The organism is Psychroflexus lacisalsi (genome assembly GCF_020164495.1).
Lineage (GTDB): Bacteria > Bacteroidota > Bacteroidia > Flavobacteriales > Flavobacteriaceae > Psychroflexus > Psychroflexus lacisalsi.
This window is the reverse complement of sequence record NZ_JAIQYZ010000004.1, coordinates 123,240-147,357: the sequence shown is the minus strand read 5'-3', so window position 1 is coordinate 147,357 and position 24,118 is coordinate 123,240. Positions and strand designations below refer to the sequence as shown.

24 protein-coding genes are annotated in these 24,118 nt (G+C 32.0%); 2 read left to right on the top strand and 22 right to left on the bottom strand.

Going from position 1 to position 24,118, the window contains the following annotated elements:
- Window positions 1-197: 197 nt before the first annotated feature.
- The 5 genes from LB449_RS11520 to LB449_RS11500 form a co-directional block, all read right to left on the bottom strand.
- Window positions 198-1,472, bottom strand: a complete 1,275-nt coding sequence (locus LB449_RS11520) for a metal-dependent hydrolase family protein (RefSeq protein WP_224455246.1) — start codon at window positions 1,470-1,472, stop codon at window positions 198-200.
- A gap of 156 nt (window positions 1,473-1,628) precedes the next feature.
- Window positions 1,629-1,931: a ferritin-like domain-containing protein gene (locus tag LB449_RS11515; RefSeq protein ID WP_224455276.1), complete on the bottom strand. Its 303-nt coding sequence runs from the start codon at window positions 1,929-1,931 to the stop codon at window positions 1,629-1,631.
- Window positions 1,932-1,974: 43 nt separating this feature from the next.
- Window positions 1,975-2,175, bottom strand: a complete 201-nt coding sequence (locus LB449_RS11510) for a hypothetical protein (RefSeq protein WP_224455245.1) — start codon at window positions 2,173-2,175, stop codon at window positions 1,975-1,977.
- Between the two features lie 4 nt (window positions 2,176-2,179).
- Complete coding sequence (locus tag LB449_RS11505) at window positions 2,180-5,137, bottom strand: T9SS type A sorting domain-containing protein (RefSeq protein WP_224455244.1); 2,958 nt, start codon at window positions 5,135-5,137, stop codon at window positions 2,180-2,182.
- Between the two features lie 644 nt (window positions 5,138-5,781).
- Window positions 5,782-6,000, bottom strand: a complete 219-nt coding sequence (locus LB449_RS11500; RefSeq protein WP_224455243.1) for a GIY-YIG nuclease family protein — start codon at window positions 5,998-6,000, stop codon at window positions 5,782-5,784.
- Between the two features lie 244 nt (window positions 6,001-6,244).
- On the opposite strand from LB449_RS11500, the gene LB449_RS11495 reads away from it, so the two are divergent.
- A complete protein-coding gene (locus LB449_RS11495; RefSeq protein WP_224455242.1) occupies window positions 6,245-6,565 on the top strand; it encodes a hypothetical protein in 321 nt (106 codons plus the stop codon).
- A gap of 387 nt (window positions 6,566-6,952) precedes the next feature.
- On the opposite strand, the gene LB449_RS11490 is transcribed toward LB449_RS11495, so the two are convergent.
- The 15 genes from LB449_RS11490 to LB449_RS11425 all read right to left on the bottom strand — a co-directional run bounded on the left by LB449_RS11490 (window position 6,953) and on the right by LB449_RS11425 (window position 20,952).
- Window positions 6,953-8,287, bottom strand: a complete 1,335-nt coding sequence (locus LB449_RS11490) for a hypothetical protein (RefSeq protein ID WP_224455241.1) — start codon at window positions 8,285-8,287, stop codon at window positions 6,953-6,955.
- A 194-nt stretch (window positions 8,288-8,481) separates the two neighbouring features.
- Window positions 8,482-8,733: a hypothetical protein gene (locus LB449_RS11485; protein WP_224455240.1), complete on the bottom strand. Its 252-nt coding sequence runs from the start codon at window positions 8,731-8,733 to the stop codon at window positions 8,482-8,484.
- A 766-nt stretch (window positions 8,734-9,499) separates the two neighbouring features.
- Window positions 9,500-9,958, bottom strand: coding sequence for a hypothetical protein (locus LB449_RS11480; protein WP_224455239.1), 459 nt, complete (start codon window positions 9,956-9,958; stop codon window positions 9,500-9,502).
- A 105-nt stretch (window positions 9,959-10,063) separates the two neighbouring features.
- Complete coding sequence (locus tag LB449_RS11475; RefSeq protein ID WP_224455238.1) at window positions 10,064-10,552, bottom strand: hypothetical protein; 489 nt, start codon at window positions 10,550-10,552, stop codon at window positions 10,064-10,066.
- 11 nt (window positions 10,553-10,563) lie between these two features.
- The gene (locus LB449_RS14000) at window positions 10,564-10,692 is read right to left on the bottom strand and encodes a hypothetical protein (RefSeq protein WP_262901863.1); all 129 of its coding nucleotides are present in this window, start codon (window positions 10,690-10,692) and stop codon (window positions 10,564-10,566) included.
- Between the two features lie 95 nt (window positions 10,693-10,787).
- Entirely contained in the window at window positions 10,788-11,078 is a 291-nt protein-coding gene (locus LB449_RS11470; RefSeq protein ID WP_224455237.1) for a hypothetical protein, read from the bottom strand.
- A 331-nt stretch (window positions 11,079-11,409) separates the two neighbouring features.
- A complete protein-coding gene (locus LB449_RS11465; protein ID WP_015024719.1) occupies window positions 11,410-11,751 on the bottom strand; it encodes a hypothetical protein in 342 nt (113 codons plus the stop codon).
- Between the two features lie 11 nt (window positions 11,752-11,762).
- Entirely contained in the window at window positions 11,763-12,185 is a 423-nt protein-coding gene (locus LB449_RS11460) for a hypothetical protein (protein WP_224455236.1), read from the bottom strand.
- 571 nt (window positions 12,186-12,756) lie between these two features.
- Entirely contained in the window at window positions 12,757-13,287 is a 531-nt protein-coding gene (locus LB449_RS11455) for a hypothetical protein (RefSeq protein WP_224455235.1), read from the bottom strand.
- A 529-nt stretch (window positions 13,288-13,816) separates the two neighbouring features.
- Window positions 13,817-13,957, bottom strand: coding sequence for a hypothetical protein (locus tag LB449_RS11450; RefSeq protein ID WP_224455234.1), 141 nt, complete (start codon window positions 13,955-13,957; stop codon window positions 13,817-13,819).
- Window positions 13,958-15,724 (bottom strand): DUF4209 domain-containing protein, encoded by a 1,767-nt coding sequence (locus LB449_RS11445; RefSeq protein WP_224455233.1) that lies wholly within the window; start codon window positions 15,722-15,724, stop codon window positions 13,958-13,960. It abuts the gene before it with no gap.
- A gap of 12 nt (window positions 15,725-15,736) precedes the next feature.
- Complete coding sequence (locus LB449_RS11440) at window positions 15,737-18,943, bottom strand: type ISP restriction/modification enzyme (RefSeq protein WP_224455232.1); 3,207 nt, start codon at window positions 18,941-18,943, stop codon at window positions 15,737-15,739.
- A gap of 263 nt (window positions 18,944-19,206) precedes the next feature.
- Complete coding sequence (locus LB449_RS11435; protein ID WP_224455231.1) at window positions 19,207-20,160, bottom strand: caspase family protein; 954 nt, start codon at window positions 20,158-20,160, stop codon at window positions 19,207-19,209.
- Between the two features lie 4 nt (window positions 20,161-20,164).
- On the bottom strand, window positions 20,165-20,584 hold the full coding sequence (locus LB449_RS11430) for a TIR domain-containing protein (protein ID WP_224455230.1): 420 nt from the start codon (window positions 20,582-20,584) through the stop codon (window positions 20,165-20,167).
- A gap of 5 nt (window positions 20,585-20,589) precedes the next feature.
- On the bottom strand, window positions 20,590-20,952 hold the full coding sequence (locus LB449_RS11425) for a TIR domain-containing protein (protein WP_224455275.1): 363 nt from the start codon (window positions 20,950-20,952) through the stop codon (window positions 20,590-20,592).
- Window positions 20,953-21,098: 146 nt separating this feature from the next.
- Between LB449_RS11425 and LB449_RS11420 the strand changes: the two genes are divergently transcribed.
- Window positions 21,099-21,341, top strand: coding sequence for a hypothetical protein (locus LB449_RS11420; RefSeq protein WP_224455229.1), 243 nt, complete (start codon window positions 21,099-21,101; stop codon window positions 21,339-21,341).
- A 212-nt stretch (window positions 21,342-21,553) separates the two neighbouring features.
- Here LB449_RS11420 and LB449_RS11415 read toward each other — a convergent pair whose 3' ends face one another.
- Both LB449_RS11415 and LB449_RS11410 read right to left on the bottom strand, forming a co-directional pair.
- Window positions 21,554-22,219 (bottom strand): NUMOD1 domain-containing DNA-binding protein, encoded by a 666-nt coding sequence (locus tag LB449_RS11415; protein WP_224455228.1) that lies wholly within the window; start codon window positions 22,217-22,219, stop codon window positions 21,554-21,556.
- Window positions 22,220-22,236: 17 nt separating this feature from the next.
- Window positions 22,237-23,712, bottom strand: a complete 1,476-nt coding sequence (locus LB449_RS11410; RefSeq protein WP_224455227.1) for a hypothetical protein — start codon at window positions 23,710-23,712, stop codon at window positions 22,237-22,239.
- Window positions 23,713-24,118: the final 406 nt, after the last annotated feature.

Below are 24,118 nucleotides of genomic sequence, written 5' to 3'. Positions count from 1 at the left end.
TCCTGTTTCTCGACATCATGTAGAATTAGTTCGAAATTAAATAATAGTTAATTTTAATAACATTCAACTTTTTATGGAAGTTGTAAAACAACAAAAAAATAGCAGCTAATTAAAATCCTCAAGGCAAACCTTGGAGATTTAAACCCTCGAGAAGAAATTAAAAGTAAAGCATTATAAATGCTAGGAAAGCAAGACGTTTATAGCTTTACTACTTTTCCGTGTTTCATCACAAATATAACTTCTGTCATCGTAGAGATATCCTCTAAAGGATTAGCTTTTACTGCAATAATATCAGCCATTTTACCTTTTTCAATAGATCCATAGTACTTATCTACCTTAAGTAATTTTGCAGATACAAGTGTAGCCGACTGTATAGCTTCCATAGCTGGCATACCCACCTCAACCATATATCCAAATTCCTTAGCGTTTAATCCATGTTTGAACACTCCTGCATCAGTACCAAAAGCGATTTTTACTCCTTTTTTATAGGCCTTTTCAAACGTATCTTGAAGTTTTGGACCTATTGCTTTAGCTTTAGGAGTAACGAGATCTGGGTAATAACCTTCGATTTCAGCCATTTCAGCAACACTTTTACCTGCTGTGATTGTAGGAACTAGATAAGTGTCATATTCCTTCATCAGCTCCATAGTTTCTTCAGACATCAATGTTCCGTGTTCTATAGTTTTTATCCCGGCTTTAATAGCTCTCTGCATTCCTTCGTCGCCATGAGCGTGAGCAGCAGTTAGCATCCCATAATCATTTGCTGTTTCTACAATAGCTTTGATTTCATCTTCAAAGAACTGTGGATTAGAACCACTTTTGGCGACACTCAAAACACCTCCAGTTGCAGTGATTTTGATCACGTCAGAACCGTTTTTATATCTCTGCCTTACAGCTTCCCGAGCTTCTGAAGTTCCGTTGATAACACCATCGTATGGACCAGGACTTCCCATTAAGGTAGCTTTGTAACCGTTGGTAGGATCGGCATGACCTCCGGTAGTCGCTATGGATTTACCAGCAGAATAGATGGTTGGTCCTACCACAAATCCTTTATTAACGGCATCCCTTAAACTTGTATTCACACCACTTCCTCCAAGATCTCTTACCGAAGTGAAGCCTGCCATCAAAGTAGTTTTAGCGTGAACCTGGGCTTCATAGGCAACATCTGCCTCGTTCAACTTGAACGGCTTTATGTAATTGTCTTTTGATGTTTCAGACTCGAGATGCACGTGCATATCAAATAATCCAGGAAGAACCGTTGAAGAACTTAAATCGATTAGTTCTGAACCTTCCGGAACTTCAACAAATCCATTTTTTATGTCTTTTATTAAATCATCTTCAACGATGATTGTTTTTTCTGAAACTACTTTTCCTTTTTCTACATCAACTAATTTTCCGCAGTGAATATAAGTTTGCTGTGCTGAGAGCAAAAAACTGAAGAGTAGAAGACTAAATGTAAATATCGATTTCATGTGATTTTGTTTTCAATAAAAATAGGGAAAATATTCAGTCTAAAATTATTACGGTCTACAAGTTTAAGCCCTAAGTCAGGTTAATTCATTATGACATAAAAAAGACTACTATAAAGTAGTCTTTTGGAGTTATAAATATAAAAGTTTTTAAACATATTATTTCATGGTTTTCACATGATCCAATGCTGATTGAACCTTTTCTCTGTGGTTTTCTAATACTGCTTTTGTGAAAGCTGGAAGATCAGCTTCTTTTAGGATCTCATTGTAATCTTCCAAAGCTTTTTTCTCACCTCTAATAGCTTCTTCTAAAATCGCTTGATCGCTATTGCTTGCAAAAGTAGATTTTAAATTCATCCAAACCCGATGAGCATCCCCTTTTACACTGGTACCCTTATCAGGTTTTGAGCCGAAAGATCTTATCTCTTCTTTTACCTCATGACCAAAATCATATCTATCTATTGCTCTGTCTTTAAAAAAGTCTTTAAGATGACTACTGTCTACATTACTTTCTTAGAGTTCTAATTCCCAAATATCCTCCAATCAAAAAACCTAAGGCAATAAATCCATTAATTGGAGCTGTTGGTTCATCATTGACGTCAGGTTCGAATCCAATATCCCCGAATTGGGCATAATTAAGTCTGGGTATTAATAAAAGTATTATGACTAACACTAAAGCTATAAAGCGTGAAAAATTGAATTGCATATATTTACTTTTTAACCAATTTGAGAGTTGTTTTCCCTTTATGTGTTTCTATTTTGATTAGATAAATTCCTGTATTAAAATTAAAGCCATTAATCTCTATCGTAGACTGACCTTTAAAATCCCTTTTATAAACTTGCTGACCAAGTAAATTATAAATTTCTACCTGTGCTCCTTGAGCTAAATCTGGACCGTTTATTCTGAAATTGTCCTTCGTCGGATTGGGGTACAGGTTGATGTCAGCAAAACTCTCATCAACAGTTGAAAGACTCACTGGATTCAACACAATGCTAAATCGATCTGAAGCTTTAGACTCTGAAATGGATTCGTCTATTTCAAAAGCATATGTATTATCAGATACAGTGATTTCTTTAGTTTGATTTAAATACTTGTCTTCAATAAAGACTTTAGTGTTTAAATTATCAGTTAGTTCAAATTTCAGAACATAAGATTCATTTCTATACTGATTGACAAATAACTCAAGCCTTTCTTCATCCGATGGATAAGGTCTTCGTTCTATCGATGCATAGTCATTGCCTTCGATTCTGGCTAAGTTTTCGTCCAAATTTCCAAGCTTTGGAGAATCATCTTTAGCAGTAACACTGTAAGAATCATTAAAATTGATGCGAAGTCCATCTGATGGTGAACTCCCTTCAGCATAAGAATCGGCATCAAATAACATCACATTGATATATTCTTTTTGAGAGAATGATTTTGTTTCTGTCTGAGCTGGGCTTACGTTTTTATCAGATTCCTCAAAATTAATTGATGGGGCATCAACTGCATTCCCTGTTCTTACAAAAGCTGCTTGCATAGGTTGTAAGAATTGATTTGCATCTGAAAAATTACCTCCCGGGTCAACCGTATTGGGACTAAGAGCATTGTCTCCGGTAGCAGGATCAATCGTTACATAAGCTCCTCTACCATCGTTGCCGCCTAGTGTTGGATCCCAAATGTAATATTCAGTAGTTGAAAGATTTGTGGAATTCGTTAGCACAGAGCTCATATCGACTTGAGCGTGGTATGGATTTGCAATAAAGCTTAAATCTCCTGAAATTGGTGATATATTTAATTGCGATTGACTTCCTATGTTTAAAGCACCAGTGGTTCTCAAGCGAGTATTAGTTGGTGTAGCATCATTAGACGTTACATCTATACTTCTGTCACCTCTTATCATCAATCGGTAAGGAGAGCCAGCTGTTAAGGTTTGGGATTCTGTTCCAGCTACAGCTATCCATCCTCTATTGATATTATCAAACGTAAACAGCGAAGGATTTCCTGAAGGAGTTTCATCAAAACCATTAGCTCCAGTCGTGGAACCTGTAATATGAGTTCCATATCCTTCTTCTGGATTATCCAGGTAATCGCTGGCTCCTTCCTGCCAGTTGGCGTTTATAGAAGCAGAAGTAGTGACTGAAGGAGAAATCAATCTAAATGCTCTCCTTGCTGGGTAATATTGCTCAACAGTTACTTCTCCAGTTATGCTGCCATCGACAGGTCCAACTTGAGATGTGTTTGTTGGACTAGCCAACATGACAAGATGCCCATTCGATTTAAAATCACCAGCATTGACTTCAAGTAAATCTGATACTTTAAGTTCACTTGAAAGGTTAGGGCCTCCACTGCCAGAATTGATGATATGCTTTATTGTATTATCAATAAAAGAAGAAATCGCAAGAGATTGATTGGTGCTTGAAGTAAATTCGACTACCGCATCTGTAGCATCAATATTACCACTAGATCTGATAATATTTTCACCAACACTAAGTTTTTGAATATTTAATTGAAGGATACCATTAGTAAGGTCAATAGTACTATTAATCTTTAAGTCAGTGTTAGCAAGGACACTATTTGTAGTATTTATAGTTAAATTCTCAATAATATCTGCAGTCGGCACTTCATTCGCCATAGTCACTGGACTGGTATGGTCACTGTAAAGCAAGTTGAGGCTCGTGCCGAAGGAAGTAGGAGGTGTATTCAAATTTCCACCCGTTCGTTCTATCGTAGCATCTGTAGCAATGTTTAGATCGTTTGTATTGTAATTTAGAGTACCGTTGAAAAGTTTAAGTGTATCTGATACTGTTTTATTTCTATTTAAGTTTACTCCAGTGACACTAGAGTTATTTATTGTAAGAATATCACCCTTACCTTCCAATCCAATGTAATCAGTCCTAATATCTTCACCTGTTATATCACCATAAACTGTATTTTGCTCAATACTACCTGCATATTCTTCTACAATATAAGTACTTGTAGTTGCAAAAAAACGTTCTCTGGCAAGCGGAGATACATTTGAAATAATTTTTAAATGTTGCGGACTAGCTGAAGTTCCATCCCCGCTCATATACAAGCCTGAAGTGTTTAAACCATTACCTTTATCATCAATAACTAATCCGCCGTTGACTTCCACATCTCCCTTGCATTCTATAAAAAGAGCAGAATTATTACCACCATTCTGATACCGTAATTCACCTCCATTTATTCTAAAAAGCTCTTGTATTCTAACTTCAAGCTTAGGATTATTTCCAAAAGTAGTTCTAAAAACTCCGCCGTCATTGAGTTCGAACACGTTAATGTCTCCAGCAAAATTGGTATTAGAATTTGATGGAATATCAACGAGGAAATTACCGTCTATTACAATTGCTCCTGTCAAATTAAATCCATTAGTCATGCCGTCCACGTTATATTCTACAAAAGTTCCTGATTGGATAAAAACTGTGCCATTGAAAGCACCTGATAACGGAAAATCATTTGCATCAATCCAGCCACTACCATTATACTTTTCCCATGTGTCTGCATCTAACCATGGATTTGGATTTGTTACTGTCCCACCAATTGACCTGTAATCACCGTCTTGCGGTGTAATTGTCTGTGCATTTACATTGAAAGTAACAACTAAAAGTAAAGCGCCTATAAAGAGCCATTTTGGAAATACACTTAATGTAGAGAGTAAAAATTTTATCATATTTAATCGAGTTAGCTATATATTTTAAGGCAATTAAAATATAAAAATAACAAATATTAATCATATAGTTCACTGATTTCCAAGTATAATTACTTTAAGTTGCTATAAATTTGATTTTTCAAAATGAATAAGATTGATATCTGGATTAAAAACTAGATGATTTCATTTTGTCAAGACTACTGAGTTTTGATTTCCGTTTTTTTCTCTTTGGCATAAATACCAATTGCAAAACTTTTTTCAATTTTGTTATAAGTGAGCCTAGAAAAATTGGAACTTTACCTTGAATGGTTCTACGAGATTTGTAAGCTTTTTATTTTCATATCAATTTTAATTAATTGATATACAACACAGTACATGCTACCTTTTTTAAAAACCCTTGCTACCTTTTTCTACACCTTTTTAGGTCTAAAATGGGTACCTTGATTTTTTAAAGGAAAAAGTTAACTTTAGCTTGAATCTCTGTAAGTACCAATGAATTCAGGGCTTAAGAAGTAAATTATATAAAACAAAAAAGTCCAACAGTTTCCTGCTAGACTCAATTTGCTCCCCCTCAACCCCGATAGCTATCGGGGCGAACTTTGGCGATATTTTGCTAACAGCTTAGATCTCATTTCGGGATACGACTTTAAATTTTGAATATAAACTTAGCTTTTCATCCTTTTGATGTGCTGTTCTACAGCCAAAGCTTGTTCCTTAGTGTTACATTCAATTTCTAAGTACAATTTCCAGTCCTTAGCATTAGAAGTGAACTTATTTGATTTCGCATTTTTATGGAATTCCAAACGTTGGAATATGTTCGTGGTAAAGCCAGTATAGAATCTATTGAGTTTAGCTGAAAATAAGATATAAACCAAATATTGCATAGCATCCATCTATTGAACAAAACAAAAAAACCCGATATTTTCATATCAGGCTTACTTTGCTCCCCCTCAAAGACTCGAACTTTGGACTATTACACATTGATTTTAAGAGAGTTAAGCCTGTCTGACTTTTTGTGTTACCGAATTGTATACCTTTTGGGTTATTATTTAAATTCTAAATCATCTTTTTATTTAAGTAAAATTAGCTAATATTACTTAATAAGTATTCTAAAATTAATTTTTATAAATGGGACAATCACTTAAAGCTGAATGCAAAGATTGTGATTTTAATGCACAAGTATCTTATGGTGGAGGCATGATGAACTTTAAATATAATTGTCTTGCACCCGCTATTGAAAAAACTACAGGTGAATTTAAAATAGTTAATCATAAAGATAAAAGTTTACATGACTATTACGACTTCTATACAGATGATACTTTAAAGCACAAAGGTTATATTGGGCGTACTCACGATAATTTTGATCTAAAACTTAATTTTAATTCTAACTTTTGCCCACAATGTCATGGGTTTACTTTGAGTTTTGTACGGACTGCTATTTACAGCTAGCATATGATTAAACTCAAAGTATTGATTTTATAAACAAAGACTTTAATTTACACGTCCAAAATGTATTCAATCTAATCTTGTTTTTCTACTTTTCTAATAAAGAGATGTTCCCAAGCATAAGCATCATTATTGTCATTGTTTTATTCAAGGTATATGCCATTATCCTCTAAATAAGACTTTAATAAAGTATATAAGATGTAGCAATCATTTTTATTAAGACTTCTAACTCTTTCATTTTCATCACCTACAATAGAATTTATAAGATAATCCATACTCATCTATTGTTGTATTTTTAGGTTTTTTATCATAATAAAAGGTGTCTTCATCTTTCTCATCATATTCTTCTAAAAAATCTGCGTCCATTTTATCTTGTTCTTTTATTTTTTCTTAACCGTCAAAACCTGTAAATACTTTATATAAAAATCCTGCTACAACCACAACTGCAAATAATCCTATAGGAACGGCCATGTCTCCAATTAAAGCACCTAATGGTCCTATTATTTGATTGGTAACAAACACAAAAGAAATTATCAACAAGACAATAATTAAAAATTTATTATTTTTAGGGTCATTATTTTCTTTGTCTTCGAAATTGGTTGAATTCCTTGATTTATTTTCCAAATTGTCTAAATCATCATCTGTTTCGTAAATATTTTTTTTGTCATTATTAAAATGTGTTTTGTTTCTAATCTCTTCTATTTTAATGGAAGGTGGAAATGATTCATAAGTGTGATATTCTACTGGCTCAGGCTCTAAGTAATCAAGTACATTTACAATCGTTTCATCAGTAATTTCAAAACCTAATATGGTTACAGGATAGAACTTACCATTTACTTCAACATAAAAGCTTTCGCTATAAACCTCCTCACCTTTAGCAAATATTTCATAAGGATCTTGCCCTTTATCTATAATGCCTTGAATATAATTACTACTTACTAATAAGTTCATACTTGAAGCATTACCGTCAATCTCTTTACACTCGAAGAAGTGATAGTCTTCGACAGTCTTCTTACTAGTAGCTTTAGCTAAGCCTTTAGTAATGACTGCATCTTGGACGAGTCTAACACACCACTTATACTTCAGCTCTTTCTTGTCATCTCCTGTACCACTATACAATGCATACCTGATTTTCTTCATGGTGATGCCTGTATCATCGTCATACTCTGTAACAATTAAGTCATAAGCTAACTTATCAGTAACAAAACCTTCTGGAACAACTAATGGCAAAGCCTTAGTAATTTTAACACCTACTAGCTGTAATCGAGAGGCTTGATTTCTAGGTAAGATTTTACCATCAACCTCTTCATAAAATGATTCGTTTTGGATTGTTTTACCTTTACCAAAAACTTCATAAGGATCCTCCCCATTATCTATAATGCCTTGAATATAAACAGAACCTATAAAGGCTCTCAAACTATTACCATTACCTTCAACCTCTTTGCATTGAATGAAATAGTACTCTTCATCGATATCAATATCAAAACGAATACCTTTCTTTAAGCCTTTAGTAATTTCTGCTTCCATAACAATTCTAGTACACCACTTGACTGCATCGCCATTAACATACTTAATTTTCTTCATTACGATGTCTAACTCCTCGTTGAAGTCTGTGACGATTGAATCATAAGCTGACTTGTCTGCTTTAAATCCCTCAGGAATTACCAATGGATGATCTTTGGTTATCTTGTTTTCTAACATAGCATTGTTTAGTTTGTTTCCCATGCCCTGCAATAGGAATTAGATTGCATTCTGTATCCTTTTTTCCTAACATTAATAAATTGTTCCTAGCTACTTTTTTAAAGCTAATAAATTTTCAACTTTAATATTGGTCTGATTTATATAGAGAGTGTAATGACCTAGCTGATTTGTAGTTCGCGATGCTGATTAGTTATATGATACTTATAAAATTAAACAATTTAAGTCAACTTCTCAAGCTCCTCCTTCAAACCAATATCTGTAATCACTTCATGCTTATTCAACATCATCTTAAAAAGTTTATTTTCTAAAACTTTATATTGTGCGTTGTTGCTATTCCTGTTATAATTAATAATATCATTTTGATAATTACTTCTATACCTTGTCAACTCAGTTATTTCGATGTCAATAGACTTATAAAAACCAATGTTTAAATCATTTTTTAGGCATGCTAAGCAGGTTATTAAATTCATATGACAAAACAGGACTTGGATTAAAGTAAAGTCATCTAACTTTAAAGAATACGAGGCAAGCAACAGATATTTCAATCGTCTTGAATCTGACTTATAATCTTGAGATTTAATGAATGCTTTATCTTCTGTTTTAGAGGACTAACCCCTTCTATATAAAAGAAGTATTTGATTTTCAAAGTCTAGATAATTTTCTTTTAGATCTTGATTATCTTGTGATAGATAATATCTTGTAAGACAAATAAATAGCGTCTGCCCCTTATCAATCTCATTCACACTATACTTTAGATAGTTTGAGTATAATAGATGAATAAGTAGTTTGATATTCCCTATTTTAAATAGCTTAATTAGTGGAGCTTCTGTTTTTGATAATTTTGTAAGATCAATATTAGAGTTTCTATAATCTAACTCTTCCTTATCAAAATCAATTATATTTATATAGCTGGAATCATAGCTTTCTTCAAGACAACAAAGCTTAAGATTTTTTATGTATTTTTCATAAATTTGATGTTATGTAGAATTGTTCTGAAACGACCACAAGGTTTGGTATTAACGCTATTAATAAGCCTTGGTGCTTAACATTCTAAATGATACTTGAACCTTAGAGAAGAGAGGACTATTGCTCAGTATGACTCTATAAAGTCAACCGTCGAACTAGTTCACCAATCTTCTCTTGGTTGTTCAGATATTCTACTAATTATCGATTCTTCAATATAAACAACAAATCTAATAGCTTGTCGAAGTGCGGGCCTATCAGCACGCCATATGCTTAGTTATCGTGCATAGTGCTTTTTGCACGGTTTAATTTACGATATATCTTTTCTTTAAGATTTTCATCGTCCGTTGCTTTTCCAGCCAAGCACAAGAATGATAAATGGAACAGTTTAACAAAATGGATTTCTCGCATTTTTGAAATATCCATTCCAATTTCTTTTGAGTATTCTTTAAACTCTTTTTTTATCTCGCTTTGATAATTAACAATTGTTGTTTCGGATGTGTTTCCATATCTAAAAGTCATCGGTCTTATATTGGCGAAATTTTCCATTTCGCCTACAATCCTTTTTAGTAAATCGGAATCGATTACGAGTGGTTGGGCTATTAAAAGATATTCTTGGTCAATATCTTTTCCCGAAAATATAGAAGTGTATAGTTTTATCAACTCGGAAATGGTTAATTCGTTGTCAAACTCCAATTTAATATCAGCCCACATTGCAACTCTTTGTATCATATTGGTTTTGGCGTTTAGTTTTTTTTCATTATGCACAACGTTTAAATAAAGACAGGTGCGTATTTGTAATTATCTTTTCAATTATAATTTATCATATTTTCGTAATTACAGCCGTGATAATTTAGACAACTCAATAATTAATAAATCTTTATTTTTTGTAAGATTTAAACCAACAGGTTGGTCATATGCATTAAAACTAATTAATTTTATTTCGTTAATTTTAAGCTGGTCTATATCTTTATCTGTTAATAAATACATTGATGTTGCTACGTTTTGGCCATTCATATTTATCAACTTATGCCAAACAGGTGAAAGAGATAAGCCTTCAGTTCCGACTGTCTGAATAGCTAAATTTCCTGATAATTTTGATGGAGATTGTTTTTTGAACAAGACAGTTGTTGTTAAAAAATATTGCTTGGTCTTAACATTTTTATATAATGACAATCCAGCTTCGTGTGAATCAGCAATGACGACAGGAGCTGGACTAAAATATTTCATAGTTACTCCATCTGGTCTATTTACTGTCTTTATATCATATTGAGAAAAGCCAATATTGCAAATAAGAAAAAGCGTTATAAAGATTAATTTTTTCATAAATAATTTATTTAAATTTTTTTAATATTTTTATAAAGATTTTGAGAATTATTTTCCAATTCAATAATATCTTTTTCCTTCTGTTCATTAGATAGTAAAGAATGTATTTTAGTTATTTTTTCTTTTAAACTTCCTTCCATAATTTCGATTAGGTTTAAGACAAGTTGGAATATTGTATTTTTTTAGACAATATAAATACCTGACTCCTTATTTTATAAGAAGTCAGATAATAAAATTAATCTTTTCTTGCAGCTTTCATTCCTGCTTTAAAACCTGTATTATAACCATCTCTGTAAGAGTCTGAACTTTGTGGATATTCTGGGTAAGGTGGATATGGTGGGTATGGACAATAAGCATATTTTCCTTTTACATCTTTCCAACCTTCGCAATAACCATCTTTAAATCCTTCATCAAATTTAGATTCTAAAGTAACTTCGTGTTCTATTATTTTACTTTCTACATTTGTAAATGACATTAAAAAAGTTGTTCCAAGTGCCATTACCATTACTAATAATATTTTTTTCATTTTTATGAATTTTTTTTACACCTACTTTTGTTTTGAGTCTTTTTCAGTTTGTTCCGACTTTGGATGTTTGTTAATTGCCCATAACGTATATGGTTTGTTGCGTATTTAAGCAACTAACTTAGTAAATAATTACAGACCAAGAAAATCTGCAAGGATTTTCTTAAGTAGGCGAGAACAAGCAATAAATTATATATTTTATTGCCTACAGTTGTTTTTGTATCGCCCGCTTTTCGTCCAACGTTCAGTTCTGTTTTAAGAGAGACTAACACTTAATATAAAAATTGCACTTTAATTTAAATCAATTGACATACAGTTTGTAGATAATAGCTAGTTAATGAATATTTTGATAAACAGACCTTATTATACTTATTAGTCGTTCTTCAGAAGCAAGGTATAGGTCATTATTAATTTCATTATTCCATTTATCTAATAAAATCAAGCATGCAAATTTCACAGTTGATGGTCTCGCAAAACTTAACGAAACATTACTTAAAACTGTAGAACCCAAATCGTTTGCTGTGGGAGTCATTCTTCTGCTTCTACTCTGGTACATGAAGCTTCCGGTATGTTTAGAATTATTGATTTTTGTTATTATTTTACGTGCTTTTGCTTCGCCATTTTCTCTGAAATAATCTTTGATTATGCCTTCTTTAGTCTCACTATAATTGTACATATTTTGAATTGCTAAATTAGTTCACTTTTCATAAATAACATTAACCTATTTTTAAAACTAGTAAAGTCATAAATTCCTTTATTAGCAGGTACTAATCTGTTATAATTATCTAACATAACTTCTACTAATATGTCAAAGTTTTCCATCACTGCGTTAACATTATTTGTTGTTTTATTAGTAATTGCCATTTCTACAAATGCAGCAAAAAGTATTTCGCCATTGGCTTTTTGTATAATTTTTTCTATTAACACAGAATTTAATACATCCATTCCTATTTGTTTGTATACAACATCTCTATCATTCAAAATTTTCCTAATTACTGAATTACTGGATTTAAATGGAGATTTAAATTCGATATAATTTCTTGTCATAACTCGGGCTGTTTCACCTGGGAATCCGGGTCCACCATTATCAAGGATTTCGTAAGCTGTCATAGTTGTATTTTTTTTAATCTGGTTTATTCCGTCAGAGTGCATTCTGCAATTGTAGGCAACATACGGATAGCACAACAAGTTGTGTTATCCGTATGTTATTTATATAAACCTAGTGAATTTTTTATGGTCTTAAAATTTTAACCAAAAAAATGTCGTTTTTATTGTTCTTTGACTAAATCAATCACATTTTAAAGTAAACTCTTTATAGATGTTTAAACAATAACCTAGCAACGTTTATAAATATGCTGTTTATAGACACTAATAGGCAAATCAAAGGCCTCCAATGGCTTTACAATTATCTTGGATTAGAATACCAATGGATTGCAAAAACCCGTTGGTTCCACGTTGGTTATGAAGTTAAAAGCATCTGTTTTGTCTAGATAGGTAGAAAGAAAACACAACAAAAAAACTCAAAGAATCACAAATGTGAACCTCTAAGTCTAGAATAATAGTGTCTCAAAATTAAAGTAGAAAAGAGTTGTTTTTTACCTCAGTCCTTTGTTAGCTGTTCACTATTTATTACAATTTTCTTTAAAGGTGTTTAGGATAAGAAACTGACTATCAAAATTATTTAATAAAATTCACTAATATTTATAGACCAAAGTCCTTTACCATAATGAACTCTAAATTGATATTCATAATTTCCCAGCTCGAACAAAATATCTTTATAATCTGAAGATTTTATTTCTCTGATACCCGAAATGCCTTGTAATTTTAAAATTCTTAATACTTCCTCCTTCTGAGTCCCATTTGTTGTCTGAGTAAATAAACCATCGGAACCTTGATAGCCAGATCCTAGAGATAACCCTAATTCACTCCACTTTCTTGGTAGTCTATGATTATGATAATTGCTAAATTTAATCTTATTAACAACCTCATTTTGAGACATGAAAACCCTGAATTTACCCGCTATTTCATATTCCTCACATCTAAAGGAGTAGGCACTTACTTTTATTCTTTTCTCGCAAACACCATGATTTTCTATTTCTTCATGACCTGTTTCCCCAATTTTAATATTGAACGGCAAATCTGAAAAAACCTGAGAATAGCTACTAGTCATTGTAAAAATACCGATTGCAATTAGAATTATTTTTTTTTTCATGTCATTTAGGTTTATATGTATTTAACTTATTTAGGAATATTTTGATTTGCTTGCAGATAACATCCGTATAAACTCTTTTCAAATCTTTACTTCATTATAAGTTATGTATCTTTTAGTAGGATATTTTTAATTTTGATTAAAACTAACACTCTCATATATATTAACCAACAGACTTTGCATTAATCTCAAAAACTAAATTGTTTTAACCAACGGCTATTCTTAAAGCTGCTGGTTTTTAAGTTGGGAAATTCTATTTTAAGAGTACACTCTATTATAAAAGATTAAAGAATAACCTCCAAACAAATATTAAAGTGCTGTTTTATAGCTACTAATAGGTAAATCAATAGCTATTTAATGGCCTCCAATGGTTCTAAAACGACATTGGTTATGAAGTTGAAAGTTTCTATTTTAGGAATACATTTTTTCATAAACGCTTAAAGGATAAACAACAAAAAACTCAAAGAATCACAAATGTAAATCTCTAAGCCTAGACTAATAGTGTTTCAAATTAAAGTAGAAAAGTTGTTTTTTAACTCAGTTCTTTGTTGTATGCCTGTGCTTTCTTTTCGACAGCGTTGGCGAAGACATGCTTATTGACAAGTTTTGGCTCTGGCGGTTGGCTTTTCGAGCGACTTGTAAATGTGTATGACTTTATGCGTTGGCTTTTCATTTAAAGTTCTTTTTCTTTCGTTTCAAGTTTATAATTTCCAAGTCTTAGTAATGCAACAATTAGTAAAAGCATAACTGCTGATGTGTAATTTTTAGTTGTAAAAAAGCAATGTGCAACATTATTTCTTAAGTTCATTCCGCTTGAAGTGAACAAGAATTTAAAAAACGCAATATCGTCTTCTGGAATTAATGCTTTTAGCTTTTCGTTATCCAATAATTTGTCGAAACCAATCCTTTCTTCTGTACCGTTTTCTTTAATTTCTATTGTCTGGGCACCAATCATTCTTGAGAACTCACGCAATAGACCCTCAAATTTCAACACCAAACTGTCTATTGCCAAAATGTAGCGTTTTGGGTTATGACTGTTTGTTTTTATATCAATTTCTGTTTGAACGAAAAAACTTTGTAGTGAAGGAGAAAGTAATTCAATCCAATTAAAACCTTGGGTTTCGTTGTTTGTATCTAAATAAGTAAAATCTTGTCCATACCAAGAATCGATTTTTAAATAATCAATTAAGCTTTCATAGGAAATATTACAGCTTTTAATTCCTTTTGTAACAACAAGCCAAATGTGATTGATAGAAAAGTTGTTAATATGTATTGAGTAGGGATTGATAACACCTGATTTGTTTTTGCTGACGTTTTTATTAATGTCAAATGTCATTGTAGAAACGAAATCGAGCATAACTGGCTTAATTTCTTCGTTTAAGGTGGCAGCTTTAGGAAATAAATTTTCTAAAATTAAATACTCGTATATATCTTTATCATTTCCATTTTCAATAAGATAGTCGATTTTTTTCTTTGTAAAATCCCATAATTGATTTAAGGCTTTATTTATTTTTTCGTCTTTAACTTCAAAAGAAACTTTTTTAAGGTCAATAGTCTTTTTCGCTTGCTCAAGTAAAACTGCTGTTGTCTCAATTTTCCCTTCATTTTTAGCCTTTTTATATTCTTCTAATGCCTTTGTATAATAATGATGAGCAATAAAACCATGATTTTTTTCGGTTTTGAGTTGTGCAATATGATAATCACCTGATTTTTCGTGAAATTCGTTTGTTGGTTTGTTTAGCTTTTGACTTAGAATGACAAGCAGGTTTAAATAACTTTCTAATACCCTTTCGGATAAATGGTCAATTTTATTTTTTGAATAATCGTAAAAGGTTTTTGTAATCGAAGAATCTATTTTTTTACTATTCTCAACGACAAAATCCATCAATGAATACTTAGTGAAATCGTTTATTTTATCACTTTCCAAAAGCGAAACTAAATAGTTTAGAGTTTCATCTTTTTTGTGATTTATAGTTTGGCACAACACAAAAAGGTTTTTGAAATATTTCACGAAAGAAAAGCATTGCAAATTATCATCAATTAAAAACGAAGAATTTTGCAATAGCAATAGATAACTTTCAATTGCTTCTTTGGCAAAATCAATATGTTTAGCTGAACTTAGCCAAAGCAAATGATTGTATTTTGCTTTATACTTTGGATTTATTACTTCTTTTGCCCTCTCTTTTATGTATTCAAAATCGTTAAATAATTCTAATGTTGGATATGCATTTCCTCCACTTTGAAATTTTGGAATGTGCACGCCTTTCTCTATTGAGAAGTCAGCAAAAAATAATTCATAAGAACACAATTGCTTAGTGTTTTCGTCTGCTGTTTTATCTCGTAAAACGGTAATGTATTTATACGTGTTTAAATCTAAATACTGAAAATTAGTATCGTTTTCAAGGTATTCGTAATATTCACATAAATTATTAAAATCCATTTGGCTTAGTATTTACTCAATCTCAATTTTATCAATTTCTTTCATCACCCTATCCGTTTCTGAAAGTGCCACTATGATTTTTTGATAGTGCAAAATATCATCAAATTCTAAGGTTCTTTCTTTGCGGTCTTTCAACCATTTTTGAGCGGGCTGATAGCCGCCAATATAAAATTCCCAAGCAGTTAGCGGAATATTGTCAAAATACTGTTCTTCATTTATCCATATTCTACCCAACTGGTTTTCTTTATCAAATAACTCCCAATCCTTTTTACCAATTTTCGTAGTAATCGTATTATCTCCACCTTCTGGATAACGTGTAATGAAATCCTCCACTTTTGGCGATTCCATTAAATGTATTTGGCGTATTTCTCCACCTAATTTTACCAATTCCCAAAAGATATTTTGACTTTTTGGATAAGGGACTCTAGGGAAATCTATTTTTAAAAACTCTTTGTATTTTTCTCTGTATGTTGGGCTGTGTAAAACGGCATAGATATAATCTAAAATATCAATGGGTGCAAAGGTTTTTTCGGTGGTTTCTTTTTCGTTGGTAAAAGTCAACCTTAAATGCTCTGCAATTTGCTTAACTATTTCTGCTTTCAGATTTGGTGTTCTTTCTGTAGTTTTTTCAATAGTTTTCTGACCTCGGGTTTCGGGATAAATGTAAAGAGGAAATTGAGAGGCCGTTCCTTTATAACTAAAATGATAACGATTATCTATCATCTTATTTGTGACTTGAACATTGCACCAATACTCATCCGATGATTGTCTTGCTATTACCAAACCAACATTATTGTCATGCAGAAAATTTTGCATGACTTTTCTTTGGGGACTTGAATACAAACCTTTAGAGTTGCCTGTATAAACTGTATATCTATTATCAAAAGGTCTATATGAGACCTCCAATAGTTTGTCCTCTTGATAATTAAGACTCGCATCTTCCTTGGCTGTTAAATATGTCCAATCTCTGGAATCTTTTTTCCTTTTATATTTTTCTCTCCAATTAGACTCTTCCATTTCAAACAAATCTTCTATCTTTTCTTTTTGGTCTTTTTTTGAAAATGAAATATTTAAACCATCATTTGCAGAAACGAACCCTACTGTTTTTTGATTGAAAATTTGAGTAACACTTAACCCTTTATTATATTCTTTGATGCCTTCGTTGTCTTTTTGAACGAAGAAATAGTATGGTTTTTCTGGGTGAAGTTCTTTAAAGTCTATCTTTTTAAGCGAGTTGTTAATTAAAAAGTCATATTTAAGTTCCCTTTTTCCAAACAAATCGAAATGAAATACTCTTCCCAAGTCTTTTGCCTTTTTATTCCCTGTTTTAACAAAAATAGTGATAGCAACTCCTTGCATTATATCAAACACATTTTGGTCAGCAGAACCATCAGGGCTGACCTCTTTCTTTTTACTATTCCCATGTAAATCTATTGTGTAGATTTTATCATATGTTTTAAGCAAATTCCAACGCATACCTCTAAAAGTGGGGTTGTCTAAAAATCCGTGAGGATTAATAAATGCTAAAATTCCGCTTCCATTTTTTTCAATAAAATGCTGTCCGTAGCGTAAAAATTTTACATAATCATCATTTAACCAATGTTTACGCTCATTAAAATGTACGCCATCAACATATTTATAATCTTCAATCAAATCACTAATCCATTTGCCATTATTGGAAGAAATGCCGCTGTATGGCGGGTTTCCAATCACACACATTACAGGAGTATCTCGTTTTATGTGGTTGGCTTCATTTGCCTCACTACTTAACCAGTTGGCAAATAATGTTCCTGTATCTGGATGGTATTCTTCTAAACTATTGGTTAGGTAAACTCTTGTCCGTTGCCCTTTGGTAGCTTTAAAACCTGTTTTTTTTAGTAATAAATCTATTTGTAAATGTGCCATTGCATAACTTGCCATTAGTAATTCAAAACCATTTAAACGTGGGAGTAAATTATTTTCAACATAACTACTCCAAATCCCTTCTTGTCCTTTAAATTTTTTGTTGACGTGTTTGATGACTTCCGCTAAAAAAGTTCCTGTTCCTGTAGCTGGGTCAAGAATTTGTACTTTGTGAACTTGTTGTTCTATTTGCTTGTATCCTGTCACAGAACGCTTGTCAGGAGTTTGTGTGTTTACTTTAATTTTTGTTTTAGAAGTGTCTGCTAAACCTTGTTGTAAATCAAATTCTGTTTTTAAAATATCATCTACTGCACGAACAATAAAATTTACAACTGGGGCAGGAGTGTACCAAACGCCACGGGATTTACGCAATTTAGGGTCATATTCAGTCAGAAAAGTTTCATAAAAATGGATGATTGGGTCTTCCATTTTTGTAGTCTTTCCGTAATTTTTTAGAATTACTTCTACGTTACACGCTAAGAAAATATCGGTCAAACTATCTACTACCCATTTTATACGGTCGTCTATATCTGGTCCTGCAATGTACCCAAAGAGTTTTCGTAAAAAAGGATTCGATTTTGGAATAAGTTCAGCTGCTTCTTGTCTGCTGAATGTTTCTAAAGTAGGGTCATTTAATCGTGCTGCAAACATACCATAAGCAATAGTTTGGGCATAAACATCTGCAAAAGTTTTAGGCGTAATGTCGTGAATCAAAATTTCTTTAAAAGCCAACATTTGGTCTTTAAGTGTACTGTTTTGATGATTAACCTCGTCACTTACAAGAGCTTTGCCAATAATATCAGATAATAGGCGTGCTTTGCCCGCCATCATTTCTGCTAATTTTTTAGAGCTTTTGATGGTTTGCCCTACATGAGTTGTAAAGTCTTTTAAAAGATTTTCAAAAGGCTCAAAATTTTCAGGCTTAGCTATAATATTATCACCTGAAATTTCAGCAATAGCTATTTTAGTTACTAATTCCCCTTCGTTGTATAGGTGAAAGTTTAGATAATCTGTAAACATCAGATTATTTAAAGAAGCTTTGTATCTATCAAACTGTTCCTTATTGCCTGTTTTTTTTTTACCTTCTAAATCTTTATCTCCTATGTTTTTAGCTTCAATAAAACCAACAGGGATATCTTTTTTAGTTAAGATGTAATCTGGAGCACCACACTCCTGCCGTTTAGGCTCATTGGTAGCTCGCACGTCCATGGCTAAACTTTCTATAAGTTGTTGAAGGTCTCCTCTAAAAGTATGTTCTGTAGCGTTACCGAGTGTGTAGCGTTGATTTATATTATCAATGTATTTTTCTATTGTCATATTTCAATTCTCATTATTCTCGGTTAGCGTTGGCAAAAAATAGCTCTTTTGGTTTTTTTCTGCGTTGGCTTTCGTGTCGGCAAAAACCAAATGTGCTATTTGTGCGGTTGGCTCTTTTTTGAATGAAGCCCAACGTTTGTGTATGGTTAGTGGCGGATTTCGAGGCACTTAAATTCCAGCTTAACAGGTGCTTTATTCTAGGCTAAAATGCTGATATTTAGAATAAAACCGCCATTAACTATACATTTTGTTGTAGTGCGTTTTTATAGTTTGTCCTTCTTTATCAAGTTCCAATAATGTTCTCCAAGTATTGTCATTTTACAACCTTTTGAGTTCATTGCTGCAAAATACATATGCTCTTCATCTACAGGGATAACCAAGTTAATTCTATTATATTTCTGAAGGATTGCAAATTTTTCAGTATTCTCCTCAATATGACCATTATATTCTGGCTCGAATGTTGGATTTAGCTTAAAAACATCTTCCCTATTTGGGAAGAGTTCAATAATTAGTTTTAAATCAGAGAGAGAAATTGGCGGCTGAACTTTTCTGAGACTTGTAAAACTCCTAACGTTTGTTTTAAAAATAGGTCTTTGTTCCCAAGGGCCTAATGATTGGTCAATATGAGCATAAACACTGCCTGGTGTAATTTCTCCGACTAAATTAGATGCTCCTCCGCTAAGTGCGTCAACTAAAAGACTCGTAAAGACACCTGAACCATTTTCTTCTACTGCATATTGAGTTTCACTAGATGCAGTCAATATTGTCATTCCTTCACTTAGAGTAGCACTTATATCAGAGCCACCTGCTTTACCTACAAATCCTGAATGACAACAATCTAGAATTATTATTTTATTTCTAGCTTTTGATTCATTTGCGATTTGTAACAACTCTGTCATTGGAAAACCATCATCGCCATCAGAACATTCACTAGTTATTAAATACCCACCTGTGTTCTCGACATAACCGTGTCCCGAAAAATAGAATAAGGCAACATCAGAATCATCTTTGAATAATTCTATGCAAAGTTCTTTGAGTTCTTTTCTCGTTATGGCAGATTTATCATTAGTCGCCACTTCAAGTTTAGACGCAAAATTAATAGTTCCATCACTATGTCTTTCTAAAACAGATTTTAGTGAATAAGCATCTGTAACACATCCAAAAAGCTCAGAAACATTTGAATAGTGGTCTATACCTACAATTAGTGCTTTTCTCATTGATTTAAGCGTTTGAATGTCTTCTTATTGCTTCAACTATGGAATGTGTATTCCAATTAACCATTTCTGCCGCATTGTCCCTTACGACACTTGATACTACAGTGCTTCTCCAAGGTTTAATGCCAATGATTGGTTTAGGGTTCGTAAACCCTTCATTTCCAACTATAATTTCTTTGTTAATCCACTTGCTATAAGTTGAATACTTCCCTGCCATAATTAAAATTACGTGACTTAGCCTCATTTTATTAGTAATAGCTTCAAGAAGTTGTTTGTCAGTGCCGTTAGTGTGAATTGGGTCGTCTTTTGGAACAGAAAAATTCTTATAATCGAAATAACTGCGGTTGTCCAAAAGGTTGCATAGTTTATCATATGCGTCCGAATACTGCCAAGAATGGCTAATAAATAAATTTTGTGTTGTTGCCATATAATTTAAATTTTAGTAATGAATTCAGAGATGTTATTCCAAGTCCATTGGATTACTTTTTTATTTTTCAGTTCTTTCGGTTTTGCACCTTTATCGTTCCATTTTATTTGCATACCAACAGTTGGTGCTTTTTCTTCTAATGCACATTTCATTTCCCATTTTGCACCGCTTGCCAAATGTGTTCTTTTGCTTATTAATGCAATCACACCATCACAACCCTTAATTTTTGTTCTACATCTTTTTTTCCATTCATTTTGCTTCCAAGCTTTCTTAGCTGACATATCTATGAAATCAAAAGGTGAGTTTTTCTTTCTAGCTTGTTCAACTAAATAATCCCGATATAGAATATCCTCAATTGCAAAGCTAATAAAGATTCTTTTCCAAATAAAAAATCAAATATACCCATTTCATTTTCTCTAATGCACTACAACGTATGGATAACACAACAAGTTGTGTTATCTCCGTTTTATTAATAGTATAAATTTAGTGATTTTTTTATTGTCTTATTGGAGAAATGGAGGGAAACCAAATCCGAGAAAGACAGCTAGAAGGAATTGCTATCTCAAAAGCTAGGGGAGTATATAAGGGCCGCAGTATACGGACTAAAGAAAACCCTATTGAATTTTTGACTAAAACAAAGAATAAGAAAGCTATTGAATTACTGGAGAAAGGCTACAAGAATGTAGAAATTGCCAAAATCACTGGGTTTCACCAAAATACTGTCATTAAAAACAGAAAAGCTGTCTTCAACACTTAGCTCAAACTAATCTCTGTTTTTATGTCTTCTAACAAAAATCCTCTCTTCTTATATTTACTTTAACCAATCCTTTAGTTTTCACATTTAATGTATACAGTAAAATAAATATTGTAACCTTAAATATAAATACTTAATGATCAATTGTTATTAGTTTTAAAAAAAACCAGCCCAAATAAATGAACTGGTTTTATTTTTATAAGGCATTGTAGCCTTTATTTCATCCACAAGAATCCTCCTGCATATTGCCTCTCTCCCCTTACAGTCTTTGCAATACATGATTTGCTTATTCCTGTTTGTCTGGAAGCTTCAGCTATAGACTTATATTCTTTGATAATGACCTCATCTACATCTAACTGCTTAACGTATTTTAAGCGCTTATCAGCAGTTTTAAAACTATCAAGGTCTTTGTATGACCAACTAAACCCTTTTGCTGATTTAGAGCCTCCTAAACATGCTGAGCTTATGTTAGATCTAGAAGTGTTAACTGACTTTGCAGCTTCTTCTAAAGATTCAAACCTAGCGGTTTGTTTTCCTGTTTCCTTGCAGTATTGGAATACTGTTTTCTTAAATCCACCACCACAATCTGAATTATAGCCAGAATTGTAAGAATCATATTCAGCAATATAATATTGCTCTTTTAAGGCTAATTCATCTGTGTTCTCAGTAGTATCTATGGTTTCCCAACTAAAATTATTGGATCCATAGGTGGATATAGCTTCATAAAACTTTCCTTCTTCTGTTCTATTAGCTCTTTCTTGGTGATCTAACCTTCTCTGTTGAAGTGAATACGTCGTAGAACCAACATATACTTGATTAGTTGTCTGGTTTGTTGATTTGTAGATTATAAATTTTTTTCTCTCTTCTGCTTCTGTCATCATTCTATTAAATTTATTTATTATCCAATACTGGTAAAAACGCCATGTTTTTTAATTACTCTATTCATTATTTCAGTTACTATTCCCTCATGAGTTTGTCTACAATACAATGCATCATAGACATATAATACATAAATACCAAATCTGTTTAATTCATAAATTATATCACTCATTATAATTACCTCTTTTTTAAATAATTGTTGAGATGTTTTCTTGTAATTATATTTTTCTTTCTCTCGAATTAGATTTTCTAACATTACTTTTTCTCTTTCGTAATAAAAATCATAGAGGATGCTTTTTTTCATATCTTCTACTCTCTTATTAAAAAAAGACAAATGTTCAATTTTTATCTCATACAAAGGTTTGCTTAAGGCTTTAGCAACATATTCGTGAGTTATTTGGTGTTCTGGTTCACCATAAATAGAAAATGCTATATTCGGATGTAAAGCTTTAAAATCAAGCTCAATAATTTCTTCATTATTTATTTTAATCAATGATCTTATCCAAGAAGGCATTAAATTGAAACTATCAACTACACGATTACCTGATTTAAAATCACCAATTTTCGGAATCATATAATTACTACCTACCAAAGAATCATATAATTTGATATTATATTCTACAAAGGACCTTGGTTTTGAACTTGAATAATAAGATTTCGATTTCTTATTTAGAAAAGTTAATTTCTTACCCTTTTTATTTTTGTGATTTTCTTTGACAAGTTTTTTTGCATGATTTAAGATTACATCCCTAGATGGTAAAGTTATTTGGCCATAAACATTAATTAGGTTTCGTCCTATTACATTAGAACTTGCATTATTGAATTGTTCCAAACAATGATCTTCCTTAATAATTATGTTGTCTTCAAATTTAATCTGATATGATTCTAGAGCTATATTTTTCGAACTACTATTAAGCCTATATTGCTTTGCATAATAATTCTCACGATAGGTTTCTGTGTTGTTACTATTTTTTTTACAGTCTATAATTGGATCAGTATTATTAGTCTCATATTTTAAAGCCTCAATAATTTTTTTATAAACAAATGTATTATCAGACCCTTTTTTGAACTGATGTTTTAAAATTTCTGAAGACAATCCTTTCCAATAATTCTCATCTTCAAATACAGTATAAGTCAAGTTCGAAATCATAATAAAACACTTCTCAACTGCCATATCTGTATTAAAGTCAATCTTTTTTAATATTCCTTTAGGTAACCTTTTAATACGCCTTCTTATACCTTTAGGTATTTGTATTATTTTACACTCACCAAAAAATATCGGTAAAGTGACATTGTTATCAACCTCTTCAAATCTATCAATAGTTGTTGAATTGCTAATGAAATTAGGGGTTTCATTAGTTTTTTCTAACTCTGAAGCATCAGTAACATAGTTGATAGTTAGAGATGAATTAATAGTTGATGGTGATTGATTGGATTGGATTGGTTGACGTTCAAGTTCATTTAATCTTTTTTTTTCATTTAATCTTTCTTTCATTTATTTTTTTAATTAAGTGTAAGACTAGATTTCAGACTAATCTTATATAAATTACCAGTCTCTACCTGTCTGGTTTAATTTTTTTATAATCGAATGGGTAAAGGATATAGTAGGGGAAAGATTAGGCGCTTTGCCTATGGTAAAATTAGTTTTTTCATTCAACATCATCTCTCTTCTGTAAACTAAATCATTCATTTAACACAAATGTACGAAATTTTAACATAATATGCAAGCATATTGTCATTTATTTTTCGTATAGATTTTTTACGAGTGCCTAAAACATTGATAAAAGCCATCTCTAAAAGTTGTAATTTTAAAGATGGCTTAATTGATCAATCGTTTTCAGTGGCTTTTTTTGGAAGTGAAGCCGTCTCAAAAGTTTTTAATTCAAAATACAGTATAACAC

Bases quoted from the DNA above. Each gene is read 5' to 3' on its own strand.
- LB449_RS11480 (WP_224455239.1), bottom strand. From the start codon at position 9,958: ATGATACAAAGAGTTGCAATGTGGGCTGATATTAAATTGGAGTTTGAC.
- LB449_RS11415 (WP_224455228.1), bottom strand. From the start codon at position 22,219: ATGATGACAGAAGCAGAAGAGAGAAAAAAATTTATAATCTACAAATCA.
- LB449_RS11465 (WP_015024719.1), bottom strand. From the start codon at position 11,751: ATGTACAATTATAGTGAGACTAAAGAAGGCATAATCAAAGATTATTTC.
- LB449_RS11430 (WP_224455230.1), bottom strand. From the start codon at position 20,584: ATGGCAACAACACAAAATTTATTTATTAGCCATTCTTGGCAGTATTCG.
- LB449_RS11410 (WP_224455227.1), bottom strand. From the start codon at position 23,712: ATGAAAGAAAGATTAAATGAAAAAAAAAGATTAAATGAACTTGAACGT.
- LB449_RS11510 (WP_224455245.1), bottom strand. From the start codon at position 2,175: ATGCAATTCAATTTTTCACGCTTTATAGCTTTAGTGTTAGTCATAATA.
- LB449_RS11490 (WP_224455241.1), bottom strand. From the start codon at position 8,287: ATGGGAAACAAACTAAACAATGCTATGTTAGAAAACAAGATAACCAAA.
- LB449_RS11440 (WP_224455232.1), bottom strand. From the start codon at position 18,943: ATGACAATAGAAAAATACATTGATAATATAAATCAACGCTACACACTC.
- LB449_RS11485 (WP_224455240.1), bottom strand. From the start codon at position 8,733: ATGAATTTAATAACCTGCTTAGCATGCCTAAAAAATGATTTAAACATT.
- LB449_RS11450 (WP_224455234.1), bottom strand. From the start codon at position 13,957: ATGAAAAGCCAACGCATAAAGTCATACACATTTACAAGTCGCTCGAAA.
- LB449_RS11470 (WP_224455237.1), bottom strand. From the start codon at position 11,078: ATGAAAAAAATATTATTAGTAATGGTAATGGCACTTGGAACAACTTTT.
- LB449_RS11495 (WP_224455242.1), top strand. From the start codon at position 6,245: ATGGGACAATCACTTAAAGCTGAATGCAAAGATTGTGATTTTAATGCA.
- LB449_RS11500 (WP_224455243.1), bottom strand. From the start codon at position 6,000: ATGCAATATTTGGTTTATATCTTATTTTCAGCTAAACTCAATAGATTC.
- LB449_RS11505 (WP_224455244.1), bottom strand. From the start codon at position 5,137: ATGATAAAATTTTTACTCTCTACATTAAGTGTATTTCCAAAATGGCTC.
- LB449_RS14000 (WP_262901863.1), bottom strand. From the start codon at position 10,692: ATGGAAGGAAGTTTAAAAGAAAAAATAACTAAAATACATTCTTTACTA.
- LB449_RS11475 (WP_224455238.1), bottom strand. From the start codon at position 10,552: ATGAAAAAATTAATCTTTATAACGCTTTTTCTTATTTGCAATATTGGC.
- LB449_RS11455 (WP_224455235.1), bottom strand. From the start codon at position 13,287: ATGAAAAAAAAAATAATTCTAATTGCAATCGGTATTTTTACAATGACT.
- LB449_RS11445 (WP_224455233.1), bottom strand. From the start codon at position 15,724: ATGGATTTTAATAATTTATGTGAATATTACGAATACCTTGAAAACGAT.
- LB449_RS11520 (WP_224455246.1), bottom strand. From the start codon at position 1,472: ATGAAATCGATATTTACATTTAGTCTTCTACTCTTCAGTTTTTTGCTC.
- LB449_RS11460 (WP_224455236.1), bottom strand. From the start codon at position 12,185: ATGACAGCTTACGAAATCCTTGATAATGGTGGACCCGGATTCCCAGGT.
- LB449_RS11435 (WP_224455231.1), bottom strand. From the start codon at position 20,160: ATGAGAAAAGCACTAATTGTAGGTATAGACCACTATTCAAATGTTTCT.
- LB449_RS11420 (WP_224455229.1), top strand. From the start codon at position 21,099: ATGGAGGGAAACCAAATCCGAGAAAGACAGCTAGAAGGAATTGCTATC.